Genomic DNA, 17,379 nt, shown 5'->3' with positions numbered 1-17,379 from the left:
CAATTACCTTAACTTCAACGTGGCTAAGCCAAGTAAGACGAGGAATATCGAGATAATCCAAAAACGCACTATCACTCGAGGTTCAGGCCAACCTTTTAACTCATAGTGATGGTGGATCGGCGCCATGCGGAAAATACGCTGGCCGCGTAACTTGTACGAACCCACCTGCAGAATCACTGACAGGGTTTCCATCACGAACACGCCGCCCATGATCACTAACAAAATCTCTTGGCGAACGAGCACTGCAATTGTGCCCAGTGCAGCACCTAATGACAGTGAACCCACATCGCCCATGAAGACTTGCGCAGGGTAAGTGTTGAACCACAAAAAGCCCAGACCCGCACCGACAATGGCGGTACAGACGATCACTAACTCACCCGAACCGGGTAAATGCGGGATATGTAAGTAATTCGCAAACTGAGCGTGACCCGACAAATAAGCAATCAAGGCAAACGCCGCCGCGACCATTACCGTCGGCATAATCGCCAAACCATCTAGACCATCGGTTAAGTTCACCGCATTACTCGAACCCACTATCGTGAAGTATGCCAATACGATAAATACGGCGCCGAGTTGCGGCATCACGTCTTTAAAGAAAGGCACCACTAACTGGGTTTCACCTGGATTGGCCGCCGTGGCATACAGGAAAAAAGCAATAAGCAGCGCAGCCAAAGATTGCAGAATGTACTTCCAGCGCGCGATCAAGCCTTTAGTGTCTTTACGTACCACTTTGCGATAATCGTCGATAAAACCGATCAAACCGAAACTGCCGAGCACAAACAGCATGACCCACACATAGCGGCTACCCAGATCACCCCACAACAATACGCTGATGAAAATAGCAGCCAATATCAGCAAACCACCCATAGTCGGTGTGCCACGCTTACTAAAATGTGATTCTGGACCATCGTTACGCACAACCTGACCAATTTGCAGTAATTGCAAACGTTCAATCAGTTTAGGGCCAAACCATAAGCTAAAAACCAATGCGGTCAATAAGCCTAAAATGGCTCGAAATGTCACATAGGAAAACACGTTAAACCCGGTATGAAAACGGGTTAAATACTCGGCCAGATATACCAGCATTTACACTAACTCCCCACGCCCGAAGGCTACTGTTAGGCCATCCACGACCCGCTCCATGGCGGCGCTACGTGAACCTTTAACGAGAACCGTTACCTGTCCCGGCAACTGGTTTATATGCTTTATAAGTTTTTCTACTAACGTCGCCACACTGTCATAGTGCTCCGCACCGAAAGCTTGGCTCGTGTGCTGACTTAAAGTTCCGGTACAAAACAAGGCATCAATCCCCTGTTGCTTGGCCAGTTGCCCTAGTTCAGCGTGTAAAAGGGGCGCATTGTCGCCTAATTCTCCTAAATCTCCCAGTACCAGACAGCGATTTTCAGAAATTTCCTTTAACCAAGCGATAGCAGCGCCAACGGAGACAGGATTTGCGTTATAGCTATCGTCGATTAGACGCACGCGCCCCAATTGACTCGGCTGCATACGTCCTTTCACTGGCGTTAATTGGCTCAAGCCTTCAGATATTTCAGTCAAACTCAATCCCAAAGCAATACAAACACTTGCAGCGGCGAGTGCATTACTCACCTGATGACGACCCGCCAACGGCAATACCACTTGGCAAGATTCACCTAAATAATTGAGCATAAAACGATAGCAACCATCCGCATTAGTCTTATGGCCTGTCGCTATCACGTCGATATGACGTTTAGCGGCACCATCTTGCTGGGAGAAGCTCAGTTGCTTATAAGGTCTTGCCTTAACGCTCATAAAATCAGCGAAGGCATCATCGGCATTGATGATGGCAGTGCCATCGGCCTGCAGATGATTAAAAATTTCTGACTTCGCCTGTGCGACACCCGCTTGCGATCCAAATCCTTCTAAATGGGCGCTGCCGACGTTATTCACCAGCGCGACGTTTGGACGCACGAGTCCCGAGGTGTAATCGATTTCACCTTTATGGTTAGCGCCGAGCTCGAATATCCCAAACTCATCCTCTGGCGTTAAACGCAGCAAAGTGAGCGGCACACCAATCTCATTATTAAAATTGCCAGCGGTATAGAGGATTTGATGCTTTGCCGACAGAATGGTCGCGATCATTTCCTTCACGCTGGTTTTGCCGTTTGAGCCAGTCAAAGCAACACAAATCGGATTGATTTGGTCACGGACATAAGCCCCTATCGCGCCCATAGCTTTTTGGCAATCGGGCACAATCAGCTGCGGAATATCAAAGGCTAACTCGCGCTCGACCATTAACGCCGCTGCGCCGTTCTCAATAGCGGTAGCAGCAAAATCATGGCCATCAAAACGCTCACCCTTTAAGGCTACAAACAGGGTTGCAGCGCCGATTTTGCGGCTATCACTGCTTAAATCTTCGATGGTGACGTCGTCACCGACTCGATGCACGCCTAAGTGTTGACTTAGAGTCTCGAGAGAAAGAGGGATCATCTTGATTGCTCCGATAACTGGTGTGCCAGGGCGCGTTCATCATAATCATGACGCACACCTGCCGCCTCTTGGTAAGTTTCGTGGCCCTTGCCCGCAAGCAAGATCACATCGCCAGGTTTAGCCAATGCCACAACCTCTTTAATTGCTGCGATACGGTCAACCTCAGTCAATGCCTGCTCTGGTGTTGCAAGCCCTTGGATAATATCGGTAATAATTTGCGCAGGGTCTTCACTGCGCGCATTGTCGCTGGTCACCATAATACGGTCGGCATACTGTTCTGCAGCTTGACCCATCAAAGGACGCTTGCCCTTATCACGGTCGCCGCCACAACCAAACACGCACCATAAATCACCGGCACAATGGCGACGTAGCGCGTTTAACGCTTGTTCGATCGCATCGGGTGTATGGGCATAATCGACCACTAAGGTGATGTTATCCACTGTAGTGAAACGCTCCATACGACCTGCAACGGGCGTTAAATATTGCACCTGCTCGGCTAACGCTTTCATATCAAAACCTTGCAGATACAAGGCCGATAACGCCGCGAGTAAATTAGAGAGATTAAAGGCACCAAGAAGTGGCGAGTGGATTTGAGTCTCGCCCTCGGGCCACACTAAGGTTGCACTGACACCTTGATCGTCAAACTTGGCATTTTTGGTATAAAAAGCCGCACCTTGATGACCTTCAATACTAAAACCCCAAATCTGCGCAGGCACAGGCTTAAGCTCAGTCAACCAAGAGGCGCCAACTGCATCGTCGAGATTCAATAAACCGTGACCTAAAGTGCTGAAACGAAATAGGCTTTGTTTAGCGGCGGCATAGCTTTCCATATCGCCGTGGTAATCGAGGTGATCGCGCGTCAGATTAGTGAACACGGCAACATCAAATGGTACTGCGTCGACCCGGCCTTGCACTAAGCCGTGACTCGACACTTCCATAGCGCAGAAGTTCGCGCCTTGGGCTTCAAACTCATACAACTGACGCATTAAGGTAATTGCATCGGCTGTGGTGTTACCACTATCAACAAGCTCGCCCCAGAGACCATTGCCAAGGGTGCCCATGACGGCGGCTTTGCGCCCCAATGAAGTCACCAGTTGTGCAATGAGTTGACTCGTAGAGGTTTTACCGTTAGTTCCGGTAATACCGATAACCCCAAGGGATGGCATAACGGCAGACTTGTGCGCTAAGGGATAACGCTGGGCGGCAATTGCCGATACCTGACGACTTAACTGAAAGAAATAAATCTGCACACCGTGCTCGGCATTATCGCCCAGCAGCACTTTGCCATGTTGGTCAGCATCATCCGTGTGAACTAATACACCTACGGCACCTAAATCTAAGGCTTTTTCAATAAACTGTCTGCCATCGACCTTATGTCCTGGCAGCGCCAAAAACACATCGCCGCGACGTATTGCGCGGCTATCTAAGGTCAGATCATTGAAGGACTGCGCGCCGGCATAATGCAGCCAAGGCGCGAGCAGATCCCGTAATAACATCATTCTGCTCTCCCGGCGGCGATACCCGCCAATTGCACTTGTTCTTTATCGGTAATGGGTTCAACGTTTAACATTTGCAGTGCGCCAGACATGACTTTGGCAAATGCAGGCCCCGCCACTGAACCACCATAATAGAGATCGCCCTTAGGCTCGTTCACTACCACCACTATCGCTAATCTAGGATTATTCGCAGGAGCAACACCCGCAAATAAAGCAACATAATCATCACCATAACCACCAGCAACTGCCTTACGACTTGTGCCAGACTTACCTGCAACTGGATAACCGTCGATGTGCGCTAAGGTGCCTGTGCCGCCTTTTTCCGTTACACCGACCAGCATTTGCATCACATCGTGGGCCACATTTTCAGAAATGACTCGCTCACCGACAGGTGGCTTTTTCAGTTTCATTATCGAGACTGGGAACAAAGTACCGCCATTGCCTAAGGTGGCGTACATGCGCGCAAGTTGAAGTGTTGTTGCCGTTAAGCCGTAACCAAACGACAAGGTGGCACGTTCAAAGTCTGACCAACGGTGGCGATCTTGAATCAAGCCAGCGCTTTCACCCGTGAGGTTAATTCCCGAAAAACTGCCAAGTCCCATGGATTGATAAGTACCGAGCAGTTGCTGCACCGGAATAGACAAAGCCAATTTACTGATGCCGACGTTACTGGATTTAGCCAAAATACGCGCCAAACTCATATCGCCGTAGTTCGCGGGGTCACGTACTTGGCGACCACCTAAACGCATCCAACCCGGTGAAGTGGCAATAATATCGGTCGATTTAACTGTGCCAGCTTCAAGCGCTGCGGCTACCACAAATGGCTTAATGGTCGAACCCGGCTCAAAGGTATCTGTCATAGCACGGTTACGCATTCTGAAGGTTTGCAGATTGTCGCGCGCATTGGGGTTATACGAAGGCGTATTCACCATAGCCAAGACTTCACCCGTGTGAATGTCGAGGACGACAATCGAACCCGAAGTCGCTTGGTTCATCTCAGTGGTGCGTTTTAGTTCGCGATAGGCTAATTGTTGGATCCTATGATCGATACTCAGCACGAGATCATTTGGACTCTCACCTTCCTGCACTATATCGAGACGCTCGACGACATGACCATCGCGTGACTTACGCACTTTTTGTTTGGAAGGCGTACCTGTTAACCAACTATTATAAGCATTTTCAACACCTTCAATCCCAACATCATCTATGTTAGTGATGCCGATTAACTGAGCTGTGATTTCACCACCAGGATAATAACGACGAGATTCAGACTTTAGAAATACACCGGGTAATTTAAGCTGAGTAATATAGTCCGCAACCGCAGGGGTAATTTGGCGTTTCAAGTAGGTGAAGCGTTTGGTGGGGTTACTGCGCACTCGCTCTAACAAATCTTCGAGGGGCTCATGCAACACATCTGCTAAGGCTTGCCAGCGGCGCATATCGGCAAAACCATTACTATCATTGACTTGTTTTGGATCGGCCCAGACGGCTCGTACAGGTACGCTCACGGCCAACATGTCGCCATTTCGGTCAGTGATCAAGCCACGCTGCACTTCACGACTTGTGGTCCGCAATGTTCGCATGTCACTTTCGTGACGTAATTTGTCAGGCTCGATAATTTGAATGTAAGCTGCGCGTCCCACTAGGCTGCAAAACAACGCACACACAAACCCGACCACTACGTATAAACGCCAGTGGATCAATTGAGGTTTTTGCGGTTTGCTTACCCGTTTGATTTTCGCTTGCCTAGTCATATCTTCCCTATACTCACGGCACCTTTACCACAACTTCTTCGCTGGGTAACGGACGACTCATGTTGAGTTCCTTAGAGGCAATACGCGTAATACGACTGTGCTCAGTCTGCGATTGCTCTTCTAATAATAAATTGCGCCACTCAATATCTAATCTATCTCGCTCCTGCAGTAACTGGTCCCACTGGGTTGTCAGTTGACGGCTAACATGGCTGCCATAAACCACGGCAACCGCATTACTCAGCACAAGCAAGGCTAATAACAAGATCCATTTGTGCAGCCATAAATCATGTAAAACGATCCGTGGCAGATTAATCGAGGGCTTACTCACAGTGCGCCCCTTAGTAATCTAAACGCTCGGCAATGCGTAACACTGAGCTGCGAGCTCTGGCATTGCGTTCGATTTCTTCGTCGGATGGCATAATCGCCTTGCCCACGGCACGTAACTTACGCGACTTGTTAATTTGATCTTCAGTAACCGGAAAACCGTGCGGCACACTTTCGCCTTGGCTATGACGACGAATAAAACGCTTCACGATACGATCTTCTAAAGAATGAAAACTGATGACCGACAAGCGTCCTTGGGGTGCGAGCACATTGACGGCTCCTTCAAGTGCCTGATCAATTTGATCTAATTCACTATTGATATAAATGCGGATTGCTTGAAACACCCGAGTCGCAGGGTGCTTATTGCGTTCTTTATTTTTAGTGATACGCGCAATTAAATCGGCTAAATCTTTGGTACGTAAAAACGGCGTTTTCTCACGATCGGCAGCAATACAACGGGCAATATGGCGAGCATTTTTCTCTTCACCGTAGGTTTTAAATACCCAAGCCATATCTTCAATTTCGGCACGAGCCAACCATTGCGCAGCCGTTTGGCCTTGGCTGTTATCCATACGCATATCGAGTGGACCATCGCGCAAAAAACTAAAACCGCGCTCAGCATCGTCGAGCTGGGGTGAAGACACACCTAAATCGAGTAATACGCCATCAATTTTGCCCACAAGCCCAAGCTCTTCGACATAATCGGCTAATTGACCAAAGCCACCATGCACGATTTGAAAGCGTGGATCGTCAGCAAATTGTTTGGCCGCTTCAATCGCTTGAGGATCACGATCGATGGCGATCAATCGACCATGTTCACCGAGTTGTAGTAATACTTGTCTTGAATGACCACCGCGGCCGAACGTGCCATCGATATAGATGCCATCGTCTTTGATGTTTAAACCGCCAACCGTTTCTGCTAGCAGTACGGATAAATGGGCAAATTCTTGACTCATTACTCTCTTCTTATTTAGTTATCACGACTCGTTAAAGTGAAAAATCCGCGAGACGCTCATTATTAACGAGATCCTCACTTCGAATCGTTTCCTGACATTCATCAATTTGCTGCAGCCAAGATTGCTCATCCCACAGCTCAAATTTATTCAATTGCCCCACCAGCATGATGCGCTTATCTAAATTGGCATATTGCCTTAACGGTGGCGGCAGTAATATGCGCCCATTACTGTCGAGCTCCACTTCGTGGGCGTAGCCGAGTAACAGGCGTTTTAAGGATCTCTGGGTTTTATCGGTATCTGAAAGCTTCAACAACTTAGCTTCGATCAATTCCCATTCGTGAATGGGATACAAGAGTAAACAGGCGGATTGGATATCGACGGTAATCACGATGCGGCCTTGGTGCTCAAGCTGCAAAGGTTCGCGGTATCGCACTGGAATAGCGATCCGTCCCTTTGTATCTAAGTTGATAGCACTGGCTCCACGAAACACGCTAATTCATCCTATCCTTTGATTTTTGATCCACAAATATCCACTATTTCCCACAACTGCTAAGTTTAGGGACAGTCGACAAGCATTGTCAAGGGATGGGATCCTTTTATAAATCCAGTCGGCAAGCGGGTTAGCCGCATGTTGAGCACTTAACCTCGCGACAAACTTTTGACAAGAAAAACCATTAGAGATTGACTAAACAGAGGAAACAACAGGAATAAATAGCGCCGATATATTCAGCAACCTTTTGCTTTCAGGTGCTTGCGATGAAAAAAATGGGGAATTATTTCTGTATTTGTGGGATTTTACGGGTCGAGAAATAACGTCAAACTCAAAAACGCAACAAAACAAACTTACGTCCATCCTTATTCGACAGTCAAAAAAGAGTTGAAATCAGCATAAAAATCTAAATTTTTATTCCAAATAAAGACGTTCATCTTTTTACTAATGGCTGAATATTAATGTCGCGATTGCGAGAAAGATCAAAAATCCCACGTAAAATCCACCAAAATAACCACTTTATCCCTACACATTCACCTTATACCCGCACTAACTACCTAATGACTCGCCCTATTCGCCTTAACAAGTTAAACGGCGTATAGTCTAAATATTGACCGACTTCAGCCGATATCATATTAAGAGGTGTAATAACAAGGAGGCGTTATGAGTGGATTGGATAGCATTTATGCCATGCTGGCACAGCCAGTAAAAGCCGTGTTTCACCCTAAACGGGTTGTTGACCAAGTCAGCAGTGCAAGCGCAAATGCCCCCGATAGCCATGAAACACCGCAGTCGCAGTTACCTCCAGCGTTAGAAAGCCACAATACTAAAGTCAGGGAAAGACGCAAAGAATCAGATAACAATAAAAATAAGAAACGCCGTGCATCGGATGAAACCGAAACGCTAAAACTAAAAGAAGGTGTCGTACTTGAAGTGACCGATGATTCCGCAGAAATCAAGAAGCTACCGAGCCAACATATCATTGATGTAGAAGTATAAATCCGTACTGATATAAAACGGAAAAGGCGCAATCCCATTGGATTAGCGCCTTTTTATTAGCCTCTTTTTAGCAGCACTATCGAGCATGCCTGAAATCAGGCCAGATTTCGAATCATGCGATACCTCAAATTAAGTTTTATCTCAAACCAATGCCGCCTCAAGGCGTATTGTTTAAGTTCGAGTTCTGGCCACCGCGTCCTGCCAACCTGCGTATAGCTGTACTCGAGTCTGGGCATCGATATTAGGGATAAAATGCTTATCGATACAGGCTTTGTGCTCAAGCTCTATCACACTCTCCCAAAAGCCCACTGCCAACCCAGCTAAAAATGCCGCACCCAAAGCGGTTGTCTCACAAACGCTTGGCCTTAACACTTCGACATCGGTAATGTCGGCTTGAAATTGCATCAAAAAATCATTAGCGACCGCGCCGCCATCCACCTTTAAACGCTTAAGGCTGACGCCACTGTCTTTGATCATGGCATCGAGTAAATCTTTACTCTGGTAAGCGATGGATTCTAACGCCGCCCGAATAATATGATTACGATTCGCCCCGCGTGTCAGACCAAATAGCGCACCACGGGCATTGGGATCCCAATAGGGCGCACCGAGTCCCACAAAAGCGGGCACCAGATACACGCCATTAGTATCGGCGACCTTAGAGGCAAAGTACTCAGTATCACTGGCATCACGAATAAGCCCCAGTTCATCTCGCAGCCATTGAATGGTCGCGCCGCCCATAAAGACTGAACCTTCGAGGGCATAGTTCACTTCACCCTTAGGCCCCACGGCAACTGTAGTCAATAAGCCATGGTTTGAGCGCACCGCTTTGGTCCCTGTATTCATCAACAAAAAACAACCAGTGCCGTAGGTATTCTTCGCCATGCCGGGCTCGACACATAACTGACCAAAAAGCGCAGCCTGTTGATCGCCCGCCATTCCTGCGACTTGGATTTCACTGCCTTCCCCCGCTATCCGTGTCGTACCATACACGCTGCAGGAAGGTTTAACGTCAGGCAACATAGACAAGGGAATATCTAAGGCTTCGAGTAACTTATTATCCCAAGTCAGGCTATGGATATTGAATAGCAAAGTACGGGCAGCATTGGTGGGATCGGTGACATGCACCTTGCCCTCGGTTAACTTCCACACGAGCCAAGTATCGATAGTGCCGAACAACAACTCACCACGCTCGGCTTGCTCACGGGCATTGGGCACATGATCTAGAATCCATTTGATCTTAGTGCCTGAAAAATAAGGGTCGAGTAATAAACCGGTATTCTCACGCACATATTCTTCTAACCCTTGAGCTTTGAGTTGCTCACAAATCTCAGCGCTGCGACGGCACTGCCACACAATCGCGTTATAAATAGGTTTACCTGTGGCCTTCTCCCATATAACAGTGGTTTCCCGCTGATTGGTAATGCCAATGGCGGCCACTTCATCGCTGTGAATACCCGCACGCGCCAATACTTCAATTAACACTGAACTTTGGCTTGCCCAAATCTCCATGGGATCATGCTCGACCCAACCCGGATTAGGGTACAACTGGGTAAATTCCCGCTGGGACACGCTGACAATGTTTGCGTCGTGATCGAACACTATCGCCCTTGAGCTGGTCGTGCCTTGATCTAAGGCCACCACGTATTTTTTCTGCACGCTACTATCCTATCTGAACTCTCCGCCGCCTTTTTATGCTGGCGAGAATTAACATGATCCACCGACTTATGCAGTGAATATATTCGGAATTTACCGCCGTGACCAGCAAGTAAGCCGTAAAACAAGATAACGCCACCATGCTATAGCCATAAAAAAGCCCTGAAGATTCAGGGCTTTTTTTAACATACTGAACTTACATCTTGTAGCTCATTTGGATACCCGCAAGCCATACATCGCCGCTTGCTTCGCCGTTAAAGTTAACAGTCGCTAGGTTCAATAGGTTTTGCTGTTCGTTGATTGGCGCATCGCCAGTCGCTTTAATATAAGTCACAGCAAAATCAACGTTCAGGTTCTTAGTTGCCTGATAACCTGCGCCGACAGAGAACCACAGACGGTCAGAGTCTGGAATTGTGGTTGTGCGCCACTCGTCATTTGCCGCCGTTTTATCTAAAGCAACACCGGCACGCACTAACCAGTCGTTATTCACTTGATAAGTCGTCCCTAGCGCGAAGCGCCAGTTATCTTCGAAGTGCTCTTCTTTAACTAAATCAGACTCTAAACCGCCCTTAGGTTTAACTTCACCAGGGAAATAAGCCACTAGTTGATCGAATACGCTCCAATCTGTCCAGTTCACACTCGCATGCATGGCCCAGTTATCGGTCAATTGGTGATGGGAAGCTATCTCTGCAAAAGCGGGCAATTCAAGCGGTAAATAACCTTCAATGGACACATCTTGGCCGCCAGTGTACAGAACACCAGACGCATGGCCATCTAAGTCCAGTTGCACGCCGCTGTGATAAGCAAAACCCAAACGGTGAGCCGGATTAATCTGCCAACTGGCACCTAACTGCCAGCCATAACCCACATCATCACCCTTCATGCTTTTCAGCTCAGTGCCACCTGGAGGTAACACTGCCTGCACAGGAGCCGGCAGAGCAGGTTTGATACCATCAACCCAACCTGGTAATGAGGCACCAATTTCGCCTTCACCATAAACGATACGTACACCAGCACCTACGCTGACAGCATCATTGATGCGATAAGCGATGTTTGGATTAAATTCAACGGTCGTAACCGAAGTCTTGTTACCAAAAATAGCCGCTGCGTGGGTCGCGGGTAATTCAGTGGCTAGACCATAATTAGAGTTTACCGCTAGCCCCCAAGTCCATTGATCATTTAGCTGATTTGAATAATAAAAATTTGGCACAAGTGCGTCATCGGCCACATCCAGTGCATCGCCACCTTTCATAACAACAGGATTTGGACCAATTAACGGTGAGCTAAGGCTCACATCACCAGTCACATCGACGTTTGGCATAACGTAAATACCACCCGCGGACAACTGACGTCCTTCTAAATAAGTGAGCATTGCAGGATTTCGACCTTGAGCCGAAGCGTTATCCGCCATAGCGGCTTCACCCGCAAAGGCGCGACCTAAACCTGTAGCAGAGTATTCCGCAAGTTGAAAACCCGCGGCATGGAGTTGAGTCGTTGAACTTAACAAGGCTGCAGTGACAGCCAAAGTCAGAAGACGTTTTTGCATTGTTATTCTCTAATCATATTATTGTTATCTGTACTACTTAGATGAGTACTGCGGCGTTCAGGCAAAATAGAGCAAACACTCCATATTGAATGCGCAGCAGTTTACTTATGCAGAAGATGTTTGCAACCAAAGGAGATAAAACAGACAGAAACTCTAAAGAAATGAGACTTTAAAACAGATTTAGTGACATATATCACCATTAAAACAAAAAACCACCTTTAAACACTCAAAAATCATTCACGACAGTCGTGAAATTTAAATGAAGAACTCAAAAAATACCAATATTAAACAACAAGATAAAAAATTAAAACTTTGGAACACCTGTAAATCATTTAAACTCGACAAATTCAGCATAAATCACTATCGATACATAAATTCTATGACGCACAAACAGCAGTAAAAATTTATCACTTAAAATACAACTAGTTAAACCATGAGTTGATAATGATTTAAAACAAAAGCGCCTAGGTGTTAACCTAGACGCTTAAATATGGACTCAACACCAGTACAAATGTGCGCTGAAAAACTAACGACACCAGCCTTGGATTTGAGTTTCGTACTGACTGATTTGCGCAGCATGGGACAAGGTCAGCCCAATTGCATCTAAACCGTTTAGCAGCTTATGCCTTGCCGATTCTGCCAGCGTAAAACTAAACTCGGCGCCCGACGGTGAAATCACTTTGCAAGCGGTGAGATCAACAGCTATTTGTGCGCCTTCTTCTGCCGCCACTTCATCCATCAACTGACGCACCTGCGCGTGGGTTAACGCCACAGGCAATAGGCCGTTATTGATTGAGTTACCGTAAAAAATGTCGGCAAAACTCGGCGCAATAATCGCACGCAGACCAAAGTCCGCTAGCGCCCAAGGCGCATGTTCGCGGCTTGAACCACAACCAAAGTTTTCCTGTGCCAATAAAATCGACGCGCCTTTATAGCGGCTTTGATTCAATGAAAACTCAGGATTGGGCACATCGCCCGCATCATCTAAATAACGCCAGTCGTGGAATAAGTGCACGCCAAAACCATCGCGCGTCACCTTAGACAAAAACTGTTTCGGAATGATCTGATCCGTATCGATATTGGTGCTGTCGATCATGACCGCAAGCCCGGTATGGGTCGTAAAAGGTTGCATTAACTTCTCCTCTTGGGTTTACGGTAATTAGTAAGGTTTACGAATATCGACAAAATGCCCAGCCACCGCAGCAGCGGCGGCCATTGCCGGACTCACCAAATGGGTACGACTGCCACGGCCTTGGCGACCTTCGAAGTTACGATTACTGGTCGACGCACAGCGATCGCCCGCTTCTAATCTGTCATCGTTCATCGCTAAACACATAGAACAACCCGGTAAACGCCACTCAAACCCGGCTTCGATAAAGATTTTATCTAAACCTTCGGCTTCGGCTTGGGCTTTCACTTGACCAGAACCAGGTACTACAATCGCGGTGACGCCACTCGCGACTTTACGGCCTTTAGCATGCACGGCGGCGCTGCGTAAATCTTCAATCCGAGAATTAGTACAAGAACCGATAAATACCTTGTTGATACTGATGTCAGTCATAGGCGTACCCGCACTCAGGCCAATGTATTCTAAAGCCTTCTCCATACTGGCACGGGTACTTAGATTGGCTTCATCAATAGGATTTGGCACTTTTCCATCGATCGCTACGACTTGGCCAGGGTTAGTGCCCCAAGTCAATTGTGGCGCAATATCGGCGGCATCTAACTCAACGATAGCATCAAACACGGCGCCGTCATCGGTTTTAATGGCTTTCCAGTAAGCGACAGCCTCTGCCCAATCTTCGCCCTTGGGTGCAAACTCGCGGCCTGCTAAATAATCGAAAGTGGTTTGATCCGGCGCGACCATGCCCGCCTTAGCGCCCATCTCAATCGCCATGTTGCACACTGTCATGCGGCCTTCCATCGACAGGGCTTCAATCGCCTCACCGCAGAACTCCACCACGTAACCCGTGCCACCATCCATGCCGATTTTGCCAATAATAGCGAGGACGATATCTTTGGCGGTCACGCCATCGGTGACATGACCACGCACTTCAATCTTCATGGTCTTAGCTTTTAGCTGACGCAGGGTTTGCGTCGCTAAAACGTGCTCAACTTCAGATGTGCCAATGCCAAACGCCAGCGCCCCAAAGGCGCCATGGGTCGCGGTATGGGAATCACCACAGACAATCACAGTGCCGGGTAAGGTAATACCTAACTCTGGGCCCATTACATGCACAATCCCTTGATTAGGATGATGAATGTCGTATAAACGCACGCCAAAGTCTTTACAGTTTTGCGCTAGGGTTTCAACCTGAGTGCGTGCCATCGGGCTTAGGGCATCCAAGCTGGCGCTGCGGGTCGAAGTATTATGATCCATAGTGGCAAAGGTTTTTTCCGGTGCACGCAGTTTGCGGCCCGCCACTTTTAAGCCACTAAATGCTTGGGGAGAAGTCACTTCATGGACTAAATGTCTGTCGACATAAATGATCGGCGCTTCACCTTCAGGAGTCGCTACAACGTGGGCATCCCATACTTTTTGATACAGCGTTTTTGCCACCGAGTTTTTTGGCACAGTCATCATTACACACCTTCCTTTATAGTATTGGCGATAAAGTCACCCATCTCGGCGGTTGATTTAGCTTGGCTACGCTTGTCACTGCTCAATAGCTCACCGGTTAAGTAGCCAGAATTTAATGCTTTGCTTACGGCACGCTCAATCGCACAGGCGGCTTCTTCTTGCTTTAGGCTGTGGCGCAACATTAATGCCGCCGACAGAATTTGGGCGATAGGGTTTGCAATGCCTTTGCCCGCGATATCCGGCGCACTGCCACCCGCTGGTTCAAATAAACCAAAGCCAGTGCTGTTCATGCTCGCCGATGACAACAAGCCCATAGAACCCGTTAACATCGCGATTTCGTCGGATAAAATGTCGCCGAACAGGTTAGAACATAGCATCACATCGAACTCATCGGGACGACGTAGCAACTGCATGGTCGCATTATCGATATAAATGTGTTCAAGCTCGACATCGGGGAAGTCCACCGCCACTTCTTCGACCACTTGGCGCCATAACACTGAACAGGCGAGCACGTTGGCTTTATCCACTGAGGTCACTTTTTTACGGCGACCACGGGCGGCTTCAAAGGCGATACGGGCGATACGGCTAATTTCACGGCGGCTATAACGCATAGTATCGAAGGCTTCTTCATTCTCGCCTTCACCTTGGCGACCCTTTGGCTTACCAAAATAAATGCCGCCGGTTAACTCGCGTACACATAAAACATCAAAGCCACGGGCGGAAATATCGCTGCGCAGCGGTGACATATGCTCTAGGCCGTCGTGCAATTTAGCTGGGCGCAGATTACAAAACAGTTCGAAGTGACCACGCAGAGGCAATAGCGCGCCGCGCTCAGGTTGCTCATTTGGCGATAACTTTTCCCACTTAGGACCACCTACCGAGCCAAATAGGATCGCATCAGCCGCTTCACAACCTTTTAGCGTGGCATCGGGTAGCGGGCAACCGTGGTTATCGATGGCAATACCGCCAACATCGAATTCAGTGTATTCGATATTCAAATCGAAACGCGCTTCAACCTCACGCAGCACTTTACGCGCCTCTACCATCACTTCAGGACCGATCCCATCCCCTGCTAATACTGCTATTTGATAACTCATACGCCAGCCAACTCCTTTAAATGTGAATGCTTTATGCTCGACCTTGCTATTCTTTGGATGCTTTTAGCGACTAGACGCCGCCTAGCTCTCGATTTTTTTGCATGCTTTGTTTGTAATCGGCGACCTTGTCTGCGCGGCACGTTAAGTTCATCACATGCACTAAAGCGCGTGCAGAGGCTTCAACCACATCGGTCGCTAAACCTACACCATGGAAGTTTTGCTCGTGGTAAACCGCGGTAATGTCCACTTGGCCTAAGGCATTTTGACCTACGCCCTTAGCGCCTAGCTTATAGCTGATGATATCGATTCGACGATCGGTTGCGCGGGCAATCGCGTTATAGGCAGCATCAACAGGACCATTACCCGTTGCGGCTTCGGTTTTAATTTCGCCGCCCACTTCGATACGCACAGTCGCCGTAGCAACGCCTTCAGTTGAGTCAGACTGCACCACTAATTGCTGCAATTGATAGTGATTGTCTTCTTCGGCCTGCGCTTCCATAAAGGCTAAGGCTTCTAAATCATAATCAAATACTTGGCCTTTTTTATCTGCCAATTTTAGAAACTCTTCATACAGAGTATCCATATTGTAATCGTGCTCGCTATAGCCCATTTCCTCCATGCGGTGCTTGATCACATGGCGACCCGAGCGCGAGGTCATATTCAAGTTGTTGCGATTCAAACCTATGCTTTCTGGCGTCATGATTTCATAGGTATTTTGTGCTTTTAACATGCCATCCTGATGGATGCCCGACGAATGGGTAAAGGCATTGGCACCGACAATAGCCTTGTTCGCCTGCACTGGCATATTGCATAACTGGCTGACTAAATTAGAAGTACGGTGAATTTCTTTGGCATTAATGCCCGTTTCTAATCCCAACATCCCCTTACGCGTCGCTAAAATCATCGCGATCTCTTCCAGTGAACAGTTACCCGCACGCTCACCTATGCCATTGATCGTACATTCAATTTGACGCGCACCGTGCTGCACTGCGGTAATCGAGTTAGCCACAGATAAACCTAAGTCATCGTGGCAATGCACTGAGATCACCGCTTGGTCAATATTCGGCACGCGGTTAAACAGGGTTTGGATAATAGTGCCAAACTCGCTTGGCACTGTGTAACCGACCGTATCGGGAATATTAATGGTGCGTGCGCCCGCACGAATGGCGGCTTCTACCATACGACATAGATTATCGATGGGCGTACGCCCTGCATCCTCACAGGAAAATTCCACATCGTCGGTAAAACGGCGGGCATACTTCACCGCGCCTACGGCCATCTCTAACACTTGATCGAAAGAACGCTTCAACTTGCTCTCAACGTGAATCGTTGAGGTCGAGATAAAGGTATGGATACGGAATTGATCTGCAACTGACAAGGCCTGCGCCGCGGCATCTATGTCCTTTTCCAATGCGCGGGATAAGGCACAAACGCGGCTATTTTTGATGGTACGCGCTATGGTCTGCACTGACTCAAAATCACCGGGCGAAGAAACCGGAAAACCCACTTCCATCACATCCACACCGAGACGTTCCAGCGCCATAGCGATCTGTAGTTTTTCTTTGACCGACAAACTTGCGGCTAACGCCTGCTCACCATCACGCAAGGTAGTATCAAATATTATGACTCTGTTAGACATCTCGCTTCTCCATGGAACGTCACCGTTCGTTAGTTAATTTTTGCCGTATTCAGATACAAAAAACCCCGCAACATCGGTGCGGGGTTTGTGAATGCTTTGCCTCTTTATCGAGCGTGCAACACTAAGACCTCCGCGTATAAACCGCGAGAGAGAGAAGGAGGAGGTCGAGTTTGCGGCTAATAATATTCATTTAATCTGTATATTTATTCTGTTTAAATTATTGAGGACGGTTAATATTTAACTTGCCTAGCCGATAGTGTCAACCCTAATTTTTTCATGTTCCACTCATTCAACCTGTCTTAAGGCTAATAACGGTGAGTTTCATCCCCAAATTAGTGATCGATTCCACAGAATTAACCGGCTGTTTGGATTCAG

Annotated in this window: 14 protein-coding genes; 1 reads left to right on the top strand and 13 read right to left on the bottom strand. The window is 47.9% G+C overall.

Translation table 11 applies throughout. The features are described 5' to 3' along the window. Nucleotides 1–3: 3 nt before the first annotated feature. Genes mraY through mraZ form a run of 7 tightly spaced genes read right to left on the bottom strand, consistent with a single transcriptional unit; the run spans nucleotide 4 to nucleotide 7,489 of the window. Nucleotides 4–1,086, bottom strand: a complete 1,083-nt coding sequence (gene mraY / locus L5M28_RS17375; RefSeq protein WP_006079891.1) for a phospho-N-acetylmuramoyl-pentapeptide-transferase — start codon at nucleotides 1,084–1,086, stop codon at nucleotides 4–6. Next, nucleotides 1,087–2,469, bottom strand: coding sequence for a UDP-N-acetylmuramoyl-tripeptide--D-alanyl-D-alanine ligase (locus L5M28_RS17370; protein ID WP_263204074.1), 1,383 nt, complete (start codon nucleotides 2,467–2,469; stop codon nucleotides 1,087–1,089). Beyond that, nucleotides 2,466–3,968 (bottom strand): UDP-N-acetylmuramoyl-L-alanyl-D-glutamate--2,6-diaminopimelate ligase, encoded by a 1,503-nt coding sequence (murE, locus tag L5M28_RS17365; RefSeq protein WP_263204073.1) that lies wholly within the window; start codon nucleotides 3,966–3,968, stop codon nucleotides 2,466–2,468. The genes L5M28_RS17370 and murE overlap by 4 nt, the downstream gene beginning before the upstream one ends. Beyond that, nucleotides 3,965–5,719 carry a penicillin-binding transpeptidase domain-containing protein gene (locus L5M28_RS17360; RefSeq protein WP_105251191.1) on the bottom strand — a complete coding sequence of 585 codons (1,755 nt, stop codon included), beginning with the start codon at nucleotides 5,717–5,719 and terminating at the stop codon, nucleotides 3,965–3,967. Before L5M28_RS17360 ends, murE begins: the two co-directional genes overlap by 4 nt. A gap of 13 nt (nucleotides 5,720–5,732) precedes the next feature. Beyond that, on the bottom strand, nucleotides 5,733–6,047 hold the full coding sequence (gene ftsL, locus L5M28_RS17355) for a cell division protein FtsL (RefSeq protein WP_105251190.1): 315 nt from the start codon (nucleotides 6,045–6,047) through the stop codon (nucleotides 5,733–5,735). A gap of 10 nt (nucleotides 6,048–6,057) precedes the next feature. Beyond that, nucleotides 6,058–6,999 (bottom strand): 16S rRNA (cytosine(1402)-N(4))-methyltransferase RsmH, encoded by a 942-nt coding sequence (gene rsmH / locus L5M28_RS17350; protein ID WP_263197890.1) that lies wholly within the window; start codon nucleotides 6,997–6,999, stop codon nucleotides 6,058–6,060. Nucleotides 7,000–7,030: 31 nt separating this feature from the next. Continuing rightward, nucleotides 7,031–7,489, bottom strand: coding sequence for a division/cell wall cluster transcriptional repressor MraZ (mraZ, locus tag L5M28_RS17345; RefSeq protein WP_105251188.1), 459 nt, complete (start codon nucleotides 7,487–7,489; stop codon nucleotides 7,031–7,033). A gap of 663 nt (nucleotides 7,490–8,152) precedes the next feature. Here mraZ and L5M28_RS17340 point away from each other — a divergent pair. Beyond that, on the top strand, nucleotides 8,153–8,488 hold the full coding sequence (locus tag L5M28_RS17340) for a hypothetical protein (protein ID WP_263197888.1): 336 nt from the start codon (nucleotides 8,153–8,155) through the stop codon (nucleotides 8,486–8,488). Nucleotides 8,489–8,659: 171 nt separating this feature from the next. Here the strand turns inward: L5M28_RS17340 and glpK are convergent, their stop codons facing one another. The 6 genes from glpK to leuA form a co-directional block, all read right to left on the bottom strand. Next, entirely contained in the window at nucleotides 8,660–10,144 is a 1,485-nt protein-coding gene (glpK, locus tag L5M28_RS17335; RefSeq protein WP_263197885.1) for a glycerol kinase GlpK, read from the bottom strand. A 193-nt stretch (nucleotides 10,145–10,337) separates the two neighbouring features. Then, a complete protein-coding gene (locus L5M28_RS17330; protein ID WP_219234674.1) occupies nucleotides 10,338–11,687 on the bottom strand; it encodes an outer membrane protein transport protein in 1,350 nt (449 codons plus the stop codon). 526 nt (nucleotides 11,688–12,213) lie between these two features. Next, on the bottom strand, nucleotides 12,214–12,819 hold the full coding sequence (gene leuD / locus L5M28_RS17325) for a 3-isopropylmalate dehydratase small subunit (protein WP_263204072.1): 606 nt from the start codon (nucleotides 12,817–12,819) through the stop codon (nucleotides 12,214–12,216). A gap of 27 nt (nucleotides 12,820–12,846) precedes the next feature. Beyond that, entirely contained in the window at nucleotides 12,847–14,247 is a 1,401-nt protein-coding gene (gene leuC, locus L5M28_RS17320) for a 3-isopropylmalate dehydratase large subunit (protein ID WP_263204075.1), read from the bottom strand. A 23-nt stretch (nucleotides 14,248–14,270) separates the two neighbouring features. Further along, the gene (gene leuB / locus L5M28_RS17315; RefSeq protein ID WP_263204071.1) at nucleotides 14,271–15,365 is read right to left on the bottom strand and encodes a 3-isopropylmalate dehydrogenase; all 1,095 of its coding nucleotides are present in this window, start codon (nucleotides 15,363–15,365) and stop codon (nucleotides 14,271–14,273) included. A gap of 70 nt (nucleotides 15,366–15,435) precedes the next feature. After that, nucleotides 15,436–17,004 carry a 2-isopropylmalate synthase gene (gene leuA, locus L5M28_RS17310; RefSeq protein ID WP_263182022.1) on the bottom strand — a complete coding sequence of 523 codons (1,569 nt, stop codon included), beginning with the start codon at nucleotides 17,002–17,004 and terminating at the stop codon, nucleotides 15,436–15,438. Between the last annotated feature and the right edge of the window lie 375 nt (nucleotides 17,005–17,379).

Source organism: Shewanella sp. SW32 (assembly GCF_025653365.1).
Taxonomy (GTDB): domain Bacteria; phylum Pseudomonadota; class Gammaproteobacteria; order Enterobacterales; family Shewanellaceae; genus Shewanella; species Shewanella oncorhynchi.
Note: the sequence above shows the minus strand (reverse complement) of the source record. Positions and strands in the feature narration are given on the sequence as shown.